This window comes from Amycolatopsis sp. NPDC039088 (assembly GCF_055598845.1).
In genome coordinates, this window is the sequence record NZ_JBVKAE010000022.1 from 136,203 (window position 1) to 148,730 (window position 12,528).

At 65.0% G+C, this 12,528-nt stretch carries 13 protein-coding genes and 2 pseudogenes; 7 read left to right on the forward strand and 8 right to left on the reverse strand.

What is annotated here, in order from left to right; all coding sequences use genetic code 11:
* Nucleotides 1-2 precede the first annotated feature (2 nt).
* Nucleotides 3-746 (reverse strand): annotated as a pseudogene (locus ACZ7KI_RS26735) (phage portal protein); the annotation flags it as partial.
* Between ACZ7KI_RS26735 and ACZ7KI_RS26740 the strand changes: the two are divergent.
* Nucleotides 734-1,315 (forward strand): hypothetical protein, encoded by a 582-nt coding sequence (locus ACZ7KI_RS26740; protein WP_470275819.1) that lies wholly within the window; start codon nt 734-736, stop codon nt 1,313-1,315. The pseudogene ACZ7KI_RS26735 and the gene ACZ7KI_RS26740 overlap by 13 nt on opposite strands.
* Here the strand turns inward: ACZ7KI_RS26740 and ACZ7KI_RS26745 are convergent.
* The 3 genes from ACZ7KI_RS26745 to ACZ7KI_RS26755 are packed head-to-tail and all read right to left on the reverse strand — an operon-like array spanning nt 1,305 to nt 3,565.
* Nucleotides 1,305-3,050, reverse strand: coding sequence for a terminase large subunit (locus tag ACZ7KI_RS26745; protein WP_470275820.1), 1,746 nt, complete (start codon nt 3,048-3,050; stop codon nt 1,305-1,307). The genes ACZ7KI_RS26740 and ACZ7KI_RS26745 overlap by 11 nt on opposite strands.
* Nucleotides 3,010-3,168 carry a P27 family phage terminase small subunit gene (locus ACZ7KI_RS26750; RefSeq protein WP_470275821.1) on the reverse strand — a complete coding sequence of 53 codons (159 nt, stop codon included), beginning with the start codon at nt 3,166-3,168 and terminating at the stop codon, nt 3,010-3,012. The genes ACZ7KI_RS26745 and ACZ7KI_RS26750 overlap by 41 nt, the downstream gene beginning before the upstream one ends.
* The gene (locus ACZ7KI_RS26755; RefSeq protein ID WP_470275822.1) at nt 3,131-3,565 is read right to left on the reverse strand and encodes a P27 family phage terminase small subunit; all 435 of its coding nucleotides are present in this window, start codon (nt 3,563-3,565) and stop codon (nt 3,131-3,133) included. Before ACZ7KI_RS26755 ends, ACZ7KI_RS26750 begins: the two co-directional genes overlap by 38 nt.
* A 186-nt stretch (nt 3,566-3,751) precedes the next feature.
* Between ACZ7KI_RS26755 and ACZ7KI_RS26760 the strand changes: the two genes are divergently transcribed.
* Nucleotides 3,752-4,279 carry a hypothetical protein gene (locus tag ACZ7KI_RS26760; RefSeq protein WP_470275823.1) on the forward strand — a complete coding sequence of 176 codons (528 nt, stop codon included), beginning with the start codon at nt 3,752-3,754 and terminating at the stop codon, nt 4,277-4,279.
* Here ACZ7KI_RS26760 and ACZ7KI_RS26765 read toward each other — a convergent pair whose 3' ends face one another.
* The 4 genes from ACZ7KI_RS26765 to ACZ7KI_RS26780 form a co-directional block, all read right to left on the reverse strand.
* Entirely contained in the window at nt 4,280-5,074 is a 795-nt protein-coding gene (locus ACZ7KI_RS26765) for a hypothetical protein (protein ID WP_470275824.1), read from the reverse strand. It abuts the gene before it with no gap.
* A gap of 349 nt (nt 5,075-5,423) precedes the next feature.
* A complete protein-coding gene (locus ACZ7KI_RS26770; RefSeq protein ID WP_470275825.1) occupies nt 5,424-5,840 on the reverse strand; it encodes a hypothetical protein in 417 nt (138 codons plus the stop codon).
* Nucleotides 5,824-6,183, reverse strand: a complete 360-nt coding sequence (locus ACZ7KI_RS26775) for a hypothetical protein (RefSeq protein WP_470275826.1) — start codon at nt 6,181-6,183, stop codon at nt 5,824-5,826. Before ACZ7KI_RS26775 ends, ACZ7KI_RS26770 begins: the two co-directional genes overlap by 17 nt.
* A gap of 231 nt (nt 6,184-6,414) precedes the next feature.
* Nucleotides 6,415-7,284 carry an alpha/beta fold hydrolase gene (locus tag ACZ7KI_RS26780; RefSeq protein ID WP_470275827.1) on the reverse strand — a complete coding sequence of 290 codons (870 nt, stop codon included), beginning with the start codon at nt 7,282-7,284 and terminating at the stop codon, nt 6,415-6,417.
* Between the two features lie 67 nt (nt 7,285-7,351).
* Here ACZ7KI_RS26780 and ACZ7KI_RS26785 point away from each other — a divergent pair, with 67 nt between their 5' ends.
* The 5 genes and pseudogenes from ACZ7KI_RS26785 (at nt 7,352) to ACZ7KI_RS26805 (ending at nt 12,501) form a co-directional block, all read left to right on the forward strand.
* Nucleotides 7,352-8,245 carry an HpcH/HpaI aldolase/citrate lyase family protein gene (locus ACZ7KI_RS26785; protein WP_470275828.1) on the forward strand — a complete coding sequence of 298 codons (894 nt, stop codon included), beginning with the start codon at nt 7,352-7,354 and terminating at the stop codon, nt 8,243-8,245.
* A 37-nt stretch (nt 8,246-8,282) separates the two neighbouring features.
* Entirely contained in the window at nt 8,283-8,744 is a 462-nt protein-coding gene (locus ACZ7KI_RS26790; RefSeq protein ID WP_465504143.1) for a MaoC family dehydratase, read from the forward strand.
* A 2-nt stretch (nt 8,745-8,746) separates the two neighbouring features.
* Entirely contained in the window at nt 8,747-10,657 is a 1,911-nt protein-coding gene (locus ACZ7KI_RS26795) for an AMP-binding protein (protein ID WP_470275829.1), read from the forward strand.
* Nucleotides 10,658-10,667: 10 nt separating this feature from the next.
* Nucleotides 10,668-11,828 (forward strand): acyl-CoA dehydrogenase family protein, encoded by a 1,161-nt coding sequence (locus ACZ7KI_RS26800; RefSeq protein WP_470275830.1) that lies wholly within the window; start codon nt 10,668-10,670, stop codon nt 11,826-11,828.
* 10 nt (nt 11,829-11,838) lie between these two features.
* A pseudogene (locus ACZ7KI_RS26805) lies at nt 11,839-12,501 on the forward strand (nitroreductase).
* The last annotated feature ends 27 nt before the right edge of the window (nt 12,502-12,528 follow it).

A 12,528-nucleotide genomic window follows, 5' to 3' on the forward strand; every position in this document is an offset into this window, starting at 1 on the left:
ACGCTCGCCAGCTCCGAACGGCCAAGCCGCGGGGGTGCGCTGCTCCGCCGCCGCGTGCGGGGCCGGTTCACCAGCGGCACAACGGGCACGACGCCCATACCGTGCCCGTCGCGGTCGGTCTCTTCCCAGACCCCTCCGCCGTTGTCGGACGAGTACCAGATGGTTTCGTTCGGCAGGTACAGCGTTGCGTAAGCCTCGGCCTGGTCCCCGTCGCCGTCCTCGGAGAACTGTCGCTTCAGCGCGGCCCGGACCTCACGGGTACGCGGGTCAATGTCCACATGGACGTCGAACGGGGACTCGACCGTCACCAGCGGCATCGACGGCCGGTCCTCGTTGGTGCCGATGATCGCGAAGGACCTGCCGAGCACTAGGGCGTCGATGTGGGCCTGCTCGGAGTGCAGGCCCAGCTCATTGCCCGCCCAGATATTCCACAAGTCCCGGTCAGCGGCCTGTTCGCCGCCGAGGCGGAACCCGGTCACGTCCAGGCGCTCGTCGAGGGAGTCCACGACCAGCTCAGGCCAGTTGATCACGACCTGCCGCACGCGGGTGTCCAGGCGGCGCAGCAATTCCGGGTGCATGTATGACAGCGACTGTTCGCCCTCGTAGTAGGAGTCGAGGATTTCCAGTTCGGGGATCTGTGCGTCATGCTGACGGGTAATTCGAGTGATCCACTGAGCAGGTTTCAGCGTGTCGAAATTCAGGCTCAAGCTGTCTCCTGCTCTAACATCGAGAGATGCAGACTGCATTCTGGATCGCGTTGGCGGGTGGCGCTGGCGCCCTTATAGGCGGCATCGGCGCACAACTGGTCGCTGGAATATTTACAAAAAGGCGAGCTGAAGATGCTAAGAAGCTTGACCAGTGGGGCCACTGGCGCGACGAGAGACTCGACGCATACTCGGAGTACATCGCCCAGATAGCCAGGTGGGCCGAACGGTCATTTGAAATTCTGGACGTTTACCGACAGCGTCGCAACGAAGCAGATCACCTGCCATTGCTTGAGCGCATTAAGCAGCTGGATGCTGCCATAAACGAGTACCAGCTAATCGCTGCCCCATACTCAAAAGTTCAAGTTTTAGGCTCCGATGAGGTTAATTCTAAGGTTTCCGTGCTGAACGAGTATGTATACTCGTTTCATTTTGTCACCAAGTTGACTGCCAACGGCCTAAATGATGAGGCAGTACATGGTGAGTACCTTAGAAAGAAAGCGGGGTTCGACGGCCTCCGCGAAGATTTTGAACGAGACTTTCGCAAACTCCTGGATGCGATTGTCGCAGCATGCCGCAGAGATCTAGGAATTAAATCCATCAACCCATGACGACCATCCGGCCGGACTTCTTCGGCTTCTGGCCACGCAGTCGCCAGCCTGAGACCGCCATAGCGGCGGTGGGTACCGCGTCGATGCGCTTGCCGGTCTTCCCGCGTAGGGGCTTGTCGGGTCGGATCAGGTCGGGTTCTCCGGGCGGATGGCGCACCTCCACCGAGTCGAAGCAGAACGACGCAACCGGGTTGCCGTGGTGCGACCACGAGCGGGAGCGGGTCAGCGTCATCAGTTCGGTCATGCCGTGGGTCATTCCGCGGAACGTCTGCGGCACCGGGTACATCGGCACCCGCGTGACGCGCTCCAGACGTTGGCGGACGGGCTCCCCGCTCCACTCGTCATAGTTGATGTCCGCGACCCGCAGCGCGGCGCAGTCGGCGGCGATGTCGGCCTCGATCACCTCGTAGTCGATGACCTCGCCCGGCGTGGTGGTGATCCAGCCCTGCTCGACCCACTGGGAGACGCGGTGGTCGGTGTGCTCGTCAAGGAAGTCCACTCCGGCCTCGGGTAGCCAGAACCGCCACAGCGCCGAGACGTGGCCGTCGATGCCGTCCGGCACGATCAGGCACCAGGCCGTGAGGTCCAGTTTGGACGCGAGGTCCAGCCCGCCCCACGCTGGCCGGCGAGCAACCAGCTCCCGCAACCGTGCGGGTTCGGGGAACTCGGTTCCGGTGCACGCGGTGTAGAGGTGCATGGGCATCCACCGCGTGGACTGCGACACCCATTGGTTCAGCCTGTATTGGCGGAAGCTGTTCTCCCGCGCCGGATCGTTGCGCGCTTCGAGCGCTTCTTCCCGCAGCGCGGCCAGCGAGAGGAAGTCACCCAGGGCCGGGTTGGCGTAGTACCAGTTCGCTTCGTCCCAAGGGTCCGCGTCCTGCGGGAGGTTGCGCAGGTAGACGAACCGGTGCGGCGCGCGTGACGGGTCTTCGGCGATCTTCACGCACTCGTCGTGCTCGGACTTGGCGAAGCTGGTGGGGTCGTTGCCCGCCGTCGTGGCCGCGAGCAGCAGCGGCTGCACGCGGGTTCCCATGCCGGTCCGCAGCGCGGCCCACAGGTCACCGTTGGGCTGGGTCAGGACCTCGTCGAAGATCACGCATGACGGGTTCGTGCCGAGGTTGCCCAGCGCGTCGGCCGCGACGACCTGATACACGCTGTTGGTTTTCTCGTCCACGATCCGGGCGGCGTGCTCGACCACCCGCAGCCGCTTGGACAGTACCAGGGACAGCGCGACCATGCGGGCGGCGACGTTGAACACCAGCCGCGCCTGGTCCTTGTCACGGGCGGCGCCGTAGACCTCGGCGGACTCGACCCCGTCCCCGACGAGCATGTACAGCGCGACGAACGCCAGCAGCTCGGACTTGCCGTTCTTCCGGGCGAGCTCGATCCAGCCGGACCGGTAGCGGCGGACGTAGGTCTGCCACTCCGGATCCCACCGGACCTCGCCGAACAGCGGCCGGACAATGTCGTCGCGCTGCCAGTCGGCCAGGATGAACGGCGTCCGTGCCCACCGGTCTTTGGTGTGCACGCAGATCTCTTCGGCGAACGCCTGCGCATGATCGGCGCGCTGATGGCAGAGGTGGTCGCCGCGTTGGCGGCAGGCACGTCCGTCGAAGGACCAGCCGCACACCGGAAGCCGCGGAGCCTTCGGCGTGCCGGTCTGAGAACTGGGTTTCCGCGTGCGGGAACGGGGTTTAGGAGAGGAGGCGGCCCGCGTCGCCCGAGGCCCCGCCATCGGCGCTCACCTCGGCCTTGATCGCCTGCCGGTCCGACGGCGTCAACCCGAACCGCGCCGCGAACGTCAGAAACGTGCGCTCAGAATCCGCCTGCACCTTCAACGCCGGATTCGGCACCAGGAACCAGCAGCGCCGAGCCGTTCACCAGAGCAGTGGCCACCGTGTAGCGGGCCAGCGCCTCGCACAGCACCCCGAATGCGTCGACGTCCCACGCGGTCAGAACCTTGCGGGTAATCATGCTCGGCGCGAGCCGATCCCACGTTGCCCGGCCCTTCTCCGACAGCCATTCCGGCGGCACGATCTCCACCGCAGGCGGCACCGGCTCCGCATCGTTGATCCGGTCCTTACGGTCACCGTGCAAGATCCGCAGTGACGTCGGTTTCCCCGCAGGGCCACGTTTACCCATGACCATCACCTGACCTTCGAGACCGATCTGAGTTACCAGATGCCTGTAAAGCCGTGCTTCAGGTAACCCCAATAGGTACCTTGCGGAGAATGGCCGCCAGATCGTCACCGTCTCAAATGCAGATTCCGCTCGCTCTTGGCGGACCTCCAACCGCAACCAGGGCTCCAAGCGTGTCAGAGAAAGGCAGGATGTGGCCACTTCGGGCGAAGTGACCACATCCTGCCAATTCGCTTACCTGCCGCCCGTTCCGGTATCCTCACCCTGACAAGTGGATGAACAAGATGAGGAGACAGAGTGCGCGCACTGGGTGAAGCATTTGGAGCGTTGCTAGACCACGAACCAACTGCCGGTGCAGGGACTGTGGTTTACAAGGAGCGGACCGGAGCTGAGGTTACCAGTGCTGTTGCCATCACGCGACGACCCTTCCCAGCTCGGTGGAGGGTAGAAAATGCCCAAGGGATCCGGGTTAACGACGGCGTTACCGAGTGGACGCTACCCGTGCATGGTGGTCAGAGTTCACGTCCTGCCGAGACGAGTCTCCTTGTTCCCTTTCCTCTCTACCCGATCTTGCCAGAAAAGGCCCCGATTCTCGGCAGGTCGACTGACGATTGGCGTCCCATTAACGCCCGCGAGGCGGGAAATTCGATTGTCGTGGTGACGATCGAAAAGATAGATCAACCCGAGACCACAGGAACGCTGACCGTCGACCTGTCGGATAAGATCATCAGAGAGATGGATTTGGGATGGATCAACATTGAAGTTGTCGATTGGTCATCCGTCTGGCTGCCCAATTCGGACACTTTTGATATTGCCAATTTGTAACTAGGGTTTGGCTTCTTCCCCGTTGGGATAAATGCAGCCGCTGGCTGGCTTGCACTCGAATAGCGGTCCAGGTGCATCGCCGCCGAGTTCGAATACCACTCCAGCGTCCAGATCGTTGACCTTGAAATTTGTCATGTTGAAGTAGAAGAACTGTCGATCCGAATATTCGGTTTGCAGATAAGTGGATTTCTTATCGTTGGTTGCGAAGACACTATTTCCCATGGGGACAGTATCGGCGACAACATCAGTGCCAGGCCAGTAAATGTAGCGCTTCAGTTGGATAACCGCACTGAAGGCTACCAGCCTATTATCGTTCTGGGTCCAATAGTACTCAAACCAGTGGTTATTCGACTGAAGGCTGATGATCTCACGCAGGAACATGCTGGTCGACCAGGCCGGAATGCCGCCACCTGACTGGCCATACTGAGCTGGATACTCCGCGCGCCCACGATAGGGAGAGTCAACGTAAGTCCCGTATTTTATCAGTGCCTGATAGTCCTTCTTAATTTCCGAGACCAGCAACTGTCTTTCTTCTTTGTTCCTGCCGGTGGTTTCACGATATTCATGCGTTGCCTCGTTGACCACAAATGTCTTTTTCTTTCCTTCTATGGTCGTGGATACGTCAGCAATACCGCCAAAGCAGATGAAGTTGGTACGGGTCTGAAGCTTTACCGTTTTGGCGGCTTGCAGGCAGGAGCTTTCGACTGTCGCAGCATTCGCGACACTGACGGTTGCAAGTGATGTGACTAGAAAGGTGCAGAGTAGTATCGCTGTCGATCTCATGGTTCCACGCATGCTCTTCCCCAAGAAGTGAGGCATTGGTGACGTAGGTTGATGCGGGCGGCGAATAGACATAGTCCCGCTCGATGACACCTCCCCAGTGTCGATCGCCAATGATCACTGTATTCGCGTCGCAGCTGTACGCGTCAAGGGAAAGAGCGGTGTTTCACCTGCCTGGCCGAGCGGCTGACAGGCAGGTGAAACGCGCCGCACACGCCGCTTGGTCTAAGCTGCATCGACTAGCTGGAGCCGCTGGACGCCTTGCCGCGCCCCTTCGCCTTGGGGGCGGAGGTGGCCTTCTTGCGGGCGGCGCCTCGCTTCTTGGCTGCGGCGGCGGTCTGTCGCTTGCGTGGAGGCATTCAGTTCACCCCCTCTCGGTGTGGTCGGTGTCGGGCATCGTGACGCCGAGCAGTTCCGCGGTGGCGTAGCCGTCGAGGTACTTGTCTCCGATGACGACGAGACCGGCGGCGGTGAGGAAGGCGTCCTTGTCGTCCTGGCTTTTGAAGCAGACGCAGAACCAGTACTCGCTTTCGGTCGCGAGCTGCATCCGTTCGAGCTCGCGGGCGGTGCGTTCGCGGAAGCCGCGGTGCAGTGCGTCGAGCTCGGCGCGCGCGTCGTCCTCTTCGTCGCCCGTGTATTCGACGCCGGCGAGCGGGTCGGGGTCCAGCTCGGCCGTGAGCAGGGCCAGCACGTCATCGTTGGAGTTCATGCCGGACACGGACGACGACATTTTGAGCTGTGCGAGCAGCGCGGCGTTCGGGTCATCAGCGGGTGAGGTCATGGCGCAGCAACTCCAGCTCGGCGAGGGGGAACCAGTCCAGGACTCGGGCGTAGTCCTCGGGTGCGTGACGGCTCAGCGGTTCGATGAACCGGTAGTCCAGGCCGTCGAACGAGCGGCCGTACCACTCGTAGTCGATCGGCACCGGACAGGCGTGCCGGGTGAGCGCGTCCCGGACGTCGGCGATCTGCCAATCCCAGATGGCCGAGATCTTGCGCGTGTCGTGGCGGATCGGGCCGTGGGTGGACATGGCCATGCGCCGCATTGGGCTGTCGGTGGCCCGGACGCCGTCGACGTTCCACGCGTCGGCGGGCAGGCCGACGTCCTGGCGTAGCGTCGCTGCCACGTCCTCGTAGGTGAACTCCGTCAGACCGGCCGCGTCGATTATCCGCCACCGCTGAACTCCGCGCGACTCGTGCGTCGCGTCAACGAGATCGAAAGGCTAGTGAGTAGGTGGTGGAGTGTGCACACTCCACCACCTCCCTCCGTTGCAACAGTGGATCCAGGTCAGTTGCAACTTGACTTTCCCTACTCTCAGGGTAGGGAAGGAGGCCTTCGCGGACCATCAACCGGAGGGTCAGGTCACGTCGTGGGTCAGGAACTCTCGCAGGTGCGTGGTGAAGACGTCATTGTCGTCGCCGGTGATCATGTGCCCGGCGGCGACCGCGACCTCGCGCGCGGTGGGGACGAGGTCAAGAAATTCTGCCGCTGACTCGGCCGTCACGATGTCCGAGTGCAGGCCGCGCACGAGCAGGGTCGGTATCGCGATCGCGCGCGCCGCGCGCCTGAGGCGTTCGGGGGAGTAGTACCCCGCGTCGGCGGTGGAGCCGAGGAACCGGGGATCCCAATGCCAATACCAGCGCCCGTCCTCACCCCGGCGCAGATTGCGCTTGAGGCCGTCGAGGCTGCGGGGACGAGGTCGTTCCGGCCGGTAGGCGGAAATGGCGTCTGCGGCTTCTTCGAGGGTGCCGAACCCATGCGGCGCACCGGTCATGAAGCGTTTGACGCGGGACTGCCCGGACTGCTCGGTGCGGTGGGTGATGTCGACCAGCACTAGTCCGGCCAGGGTGCCGGGGCGCTCACCTTCGGCGGCGAGGGCGGTGCGCCCGCCGAGCGACGCCCCGACCACCACGGGCTTCGTGTCCAGCTGAGCCACGATCGCGTAGAGGTCGGCGGTGAAGTCGTCGAGGGTGTACCGGCCGTCCGGTGACCATTCGCTGTCGCCGTGGCCGCGAGTGTCGATCGTCCAGGCCTGCCAACCTGCCGAGGCTAGAGCGCGCGCGGTGCGGTTCCAGGAATGGCGGGTCTGGCCGCCGCCGTGCAGCAACAGCACGGTGCCGCGATCTGAGCCGGGTCGTTCCCAGCGGTCGCCACTGAGCCGGAGGCCATGTGCCCCGCGGAAGGTGGTCGTCTCTTGGAGCATTTCGGTCGCCTCTCGCCTCGGCACGGTCCGTAGTATATATTTTATATTTAACGACGGCGAACAGCTTCGAGGAAGTCAAGGGAGACGCACGATGAAACCGTATCGCTCGATGCTCTTCGTTCCCGGCCACAAGGCGGCCTGGGCGGACAAGGGCATCGCCTCGGGAGCGGACGCCTTGATCCTCGACCTCGAGGACTCGGTTCCGGCGGCGGAGAAGGATCAGGCTCGCGAGACCGTCGCCGCCACGATCGACCGGCTGACCGCGGACGGGGTGCGCCCCGACCTCTGGGTGCGCGCCAACCCCGAGGTGAGTGGCCTGCTGAGTGCCGACCTCGAAGCGGTCGTCCGTCCCGGCCTGGCGGGGCTGTTCCTCGCGAAGGTGTTCACCGCACGGGAGGTCGTCCGCCTCGACGGCGTCCTGACCCACCTCGAGCAACGGGACGGACTCGAACCCGGTTCGGTGAAGCTGATCCTGAGCTTCGAGACGGCCACGTCGATGGCGCACTGCGAGGAGATCGCCGCGGCCAGCCCTCGGGTGGCGTCGTTGCTGGGTGCCACAGGGCCGAACGCCGACGTCGGACGTGAGCTCGGTTTCGAGTTCACGCCGGCCGGACTGGAGACGCTCTACCTGCGCAGCCGGCTGGTGCTCGCGGCCCGGTCGAACGGCCTGCATCACCCGGTGGCGGGTGTGTGGCAGGACATCAAGGACCTGGACGGCTGCCGCCGGTTCTGCCTGGACAACCGCGGGCTCGGGTACCGGGGCCTGGTCGCGATCCACCCGTCGCACGTCGCGGTGGCGAACGAGGTGTTCGCGCCGTCGCCGGAGCAGGTCGAGCAGTCCCGCCGGATGATCGCCGCGTTCCGCGAGGCGGAGGCCGCGGGCAGCGCGGCCGTCGACTTCGAGGGACAGCACATCGACATCGCGCACGTGAAGACGGCCGAGGGCGTCCTTGAGCTGGCGGACGCCTTGTCGATTCACGCGTGACCTAATGCATATATAATATTTTTGAAAGGATCATCCCATGGCAGGCCTTTACTTCGAGGAGTTCGAACCCGGGATGGTCATCGACCACCCGACCCGCCGCACCGTCACCGAGGCGGACAACACCCTGTTCAGTGTCATGACGCTGAACCTCGCGCCACTGCACCTGGACGCCGAGTACAGCAAGAACTCGATCTACGGCCAGCGCCTGGTCAACAGCCTGTTCATTCTCGGACTGGTGTCCGGGGTGACCGTGCCGGAGACGACGCAGGGGACCACTCTCGGCAACCTCGGGTTCGAGCAGATCAAGTTCCCCAAGCCGGTCTTCCACGGCGACACCATCCACGTGCGCACCGAGATCGTCAGCAAGCGGGAATCCAAGAGCCGGGACGACTCCGGCATCGTGATGTTCCGGCACTTCGGGATCAACCAGCGCGACGAGATCGTCTGTGACGCGCTGCGCGCCGGGCTCATGATGAAGCGCCCCGCGAAGCAGGACTGACCATGCCTGACATCGCTTGGGTCCCGGACGACGCGGTCCGGGAACGCAGCCGCCTGCTGGCCGCGCTGCGCCGATGGGGCTTCGCCGGAGTGGACGACTTGAACCGCCGGGCCATCGCGGACCCGGAATGGTTCTGGCGCGAAGTCGTCGACGACCTCGGTGTCGAGTTCGCCGAACCGTTCACCCGGGTGTTGGACGAGTCCGAGGGCAAACCGTTCCCGCGGTGGTTCCCCGGCGGCCGGATCAACGTCGCGACCTTGGCCGCCCATCGTCACGCGCAGTCCGAGAAGCTCGCCGTGGTCTACGAAGGCGACTCGGGACAGCGCCGGACGTTGACCTTCACCGAGCTGGACGATCAGGTGCGTCGGTTCGCTGCGAACCTGGCTGCACTCGGGGTGTCCCGGGGTGATCGGGTCGTGCTGTTCATGCCCGTGGTTCCCGAGGCCGTCGTCGCCTTCCTGGCGATCGCGATGCTCGGCGCGGTGTCGGTCCCGGCTTTCAGCGGCTACGCGGCCGACGCGCTGGCCACCCGGCTGCAGGACTCCGAAGCCGTCGCGCTGATCACCGCGGACGGCACCACCCGACGCGGCAAGGAAATCGGGCTCAAGGCCACCGCCGACGCCGCGGTCGCCGACGCGCCGTCCGTCCGCGCGGTCGTCGTCCTCCGGCACCTGGGCACCGACGTGCCAATGAAGGCCGGCCGCGACGTCTACTACGACGAACTCGACGCCGATCCCGAGCCGGTCGAGACCGCGGCGACGGAATCGAACGACCCGCTCACCATCGTCTACACCTCCGGGACCACCGGACGGCCGAAAGGCATCGTGCACTCGCACGGCGGGTTCGCGGTCAAAACCGCCACCGACTTCGCTTACGGCTTCGACGTGCACGCCGAGGACGTCGTTTGCTGGATCACCGACCTCGGCTGGCTGGTCGGCCCCATGCTGATCACCGGACCGCTGCAACTCGGCGCGACGATCGTCATGATCGAGGGACTGCCGACTCATCCGACGGCGGAGCGGCTGTGGGACGTCGTCGAGCGCAACGGAGTGACCGTGCAGGGCATCGCCCCGACGGCGGCTCGCGCCCTGCGGTCCGCGGACGAGCGGCCCGCGCACACCCTTTCGACGCTGCGGTCTTTCGTCTCCACCGGCGAAGCGTGGGATGAGCCGACCTGGTGGTGGCTGTTCGACCAGGTCGGGAAGCGGCGTATCCCGATCGTCAACTACAGCGGCGGCACCGAGGTCGGCGGCGGCATCCTGATCGGTTATCCGTTCCTGCCCGCCGCACCGGCCGCGTTCACCGGGCCGCTGCCCGGCGTCGACGCGACCGTGCTCGACGACGACGGGAAACCGGTCGTGGACGCGATCGGCGAACTGGCGGTCCGCAACACCTTCCCGGGGATGACGCACGCGTTCTGGCGGGACCGGGAGCGCTACCTCGACGCCTACTGGGCCCGGTTCGACGGTGTGTGGGTCCACGGTGACCTGGCGAGCGTGGACGAGGACGGTTCGTGGGTCATCCACGGCCGCTCGGACGACACGCTCAAACTCGCCGGTCGCCGGGTCGGCCCGGCCGAGATCGAGGCCGCGCTGTTGAAGGACGAGCGGATCGCGGAGGTCGCGGTCATCGGTGCGCCCGACGAACGCCGCGGCCAGCGCGCGGTGGCCTTCGTCGTGCTCCGGCGCCAGGACGTCGACCTCGACGACCTGCGCGCCACGGCGCTGGCGAACGCGGGCAGGTCGTTCGCGCCGGAGGTGTACGTCGTGAAGACGTTGCCCAAGACCAAGAACGGCAAGATCATGCGCCGCGCGATCCGGTCGCGGTTCACCGGCACACCGGTGGGCGACCTGTCCTCTTTGGACCCGGCGACGCCGTTGGAAGACATCCCCGTCCTCGCGGACGAAGACTAGGAGAGCAGCAATGGCGGAAGCCGAGAACACCGTCGAAATCGTCCGGACGGCCACCCGTGAACTGGCCCGGAAGTTCGACAACGACTACTGGCTGGACAAGGACCGCAAGCACGAGTACCCGTGGGACTTCATCAAGGCTTTCGCCGCGGGCGGCTGGCTCGGCGCGATGATCCCTGAGGAGTATGGCGGCATCGGTCTCGGTCTCCGCGAGGCCGCTGTGATGATGAACGAGATCTCGTCCTCGGGTGCGGGGATGAGCGGCGGCTCGGCCATCCATTTCTACGTCTTCCCGCCCGCACCGGTCGTCAAGTACGGCTCGGAGGAGATGAAGCGCGAGTTCCTGCCCCGGCTGGCCTCCGGTGAACTGCTGATGGCGTTCGGCGTCACCGAGCCCGACGCCGGTGTGGACACCTCGCGGATCAAGACCAAGGCCGTCAAGGTGGACGGCGGCTGGAAGGTCAACGGCCAGAAGGTCTTCATCACCAACGCCCAGAACGCGCAGAAGATCCTCCTGCTGGCGCGGACGTCACCCCGTCGCGATGACAAACCGCTCTGGGGGATGTCGCTCTTCCTCGCGGACATGGATCGTGAGCACATCGCGGTGCGGGAGATCGACAAGCTGGGCCGTGCCGCCATCGACACCAACGAGCTGTTCATCGACGACCTCTTCGTGCCCGAGGATCGGCTGGTCGGCGAGGTCGACAAGGGCTTCTACTACCTGCTCGACGGCCTGAACCCCGAGCGCATCGTGGTGGGCATGGAGGGCATCGGTCTCGGCCGGGCCGCGCTGGAGCTCGCGTCGGAGTACGCGAAGAACCGGGTGGTGTTCGACCGGCCGATCGGGCAGAACCAGGCGGTCGCCCACCCGCTGGCCGACTCGTGGATCCGGCTGGAAGCGGCCGAGGGCATGGCGATGCGCGCGGCGGAGCTGTTCGATGAGGGGAAGCCGTGCGGGCCGGAGGCCGCCGCCGCGAAGTACCTCGGAGCGGAGGCCGGTTTCGAGGCGTGTGACCGTGCGTTCTCGACCCTTGGCGGTTACGCGTACGCCAGGGAGTACCACATCGAACGGCTGTGGCGGGAGGTCCGTTTGCTGCGCAACGCGCCGTTCTCACAGGAGATGGTGCGCAACTACATCTCACAGCAGGTGCTCGGCCTGCCGCGGTCGTACTGAGGTGACCGCTGTGGACTTCCGGGAGCTGGTCACCGAGCGGTGGAGCTGCCGGGCGTACCTGCCCGACCAGGTGCCCGACGCAGTCATGCGGGAGATGTTCGAGATCGCCCAGCGGACTCCTTCATGGTGCAACACCCAGCCCTGGCAGGTCCACGTGATGAAAGGCGAGGCGACCCGGCGGTTCGCGAAGAGCCTGACCGCGCATGCCGAGACCCACGAGGAAACGCCGGATCTCGACATGCCGAGCGGCTACCACGGCGTCTACCGCGATCGCCGTCGCGCCGCCGGGTACGCCCTCTATGCCAGTCTCGGCATCTCGAAGGAGGATTGGACGCCCGCGTGGCGCAGCGGGTTGAAGAACTTCGACTTCTTCGGCGCGCCGCATGTGGCGATCGTGACCATGGACCGCGAGCAGGGCACCTACGGCGCGATCGACTGCGGCGGTTAGGTGACGAACCTGCTCCTGGCGGCCCAGTCCCTCGGCGTCGCGACGATTCCCCAGGCGGCGGTCGCAAGGCACTCCGGTCACGTCGGCGAGTACTTGGATCTCCCGGATGACCGCCTGGTCGCCTGCGCTGTTTCGTTCGGGTACGCGGACACAGGGCATTCGGTGAACCAGTACCGGACTGAGCGCGCCGCGGTGGACGAGACCGTGTTCGTGGTGGGGGACTGAGGTCGCCCTCAGGGTTGACCGTCTGGC

Coding starts and splice junctions, on each gene's coding strand:
- ACZ7KI_RS26800 (WP_470275830.1), top strand. CDS start 10,668: ATGGCGGAAGCCGAGAACACCGTCGAAATCGTCCGGACGGCCACCCGT.
- ACZ7KI_RS26745 (WP_470275820.1), bottom strand. CDS start 3,050: ATGGCGGGGCCTCGGGCGACGCGGGCCGCCTCCTCTCCTAAACCCCGT.
- ACZ7KI_RS26740 (WP_470275819.1), top strand. CDS start 734: ATGCAGACTGCATTCTGGATCGCGTTGGCGGGTGGCGCTGGCGCCCTT.
- ACZ7KI_RS26790 (WP_465504143.1), top strand. CDS start 8,283: ATGGCAGGCCTTTACTTCGAGGAGTTCGAACCCGGGATGGTCATCGAC.
- ACZ7KI_RS26785 (WP_470275828.1), top strand. CDS start 7,352: ATGAAACCGTATCGCTCGATGCTCTTCGTTCCCGGCCACAAGGCGGCC.
- ACZ7KI_RS26795 (WP_470275829.1), top strand. CDS start 8,747: ATGCCTGACATCGCTTGGGTCCCGGACGACGCGGTCCGGGAACGCAGC.
- ACZ7KI_RS26770 (WP_470275825.1), bottom strand. CDS start 5,840: ATGACCTCACCCGCTGATGACCCGAACGCCGCGCTGCTCGCACAGCTC.
- ACZ7KI_RS26765 (WP_470275824.1), bottom strand. CDS start 5,074: ATGCGTGGAACCATGAGATCGACAGCGATACTACTCTGCACCTTTCTA.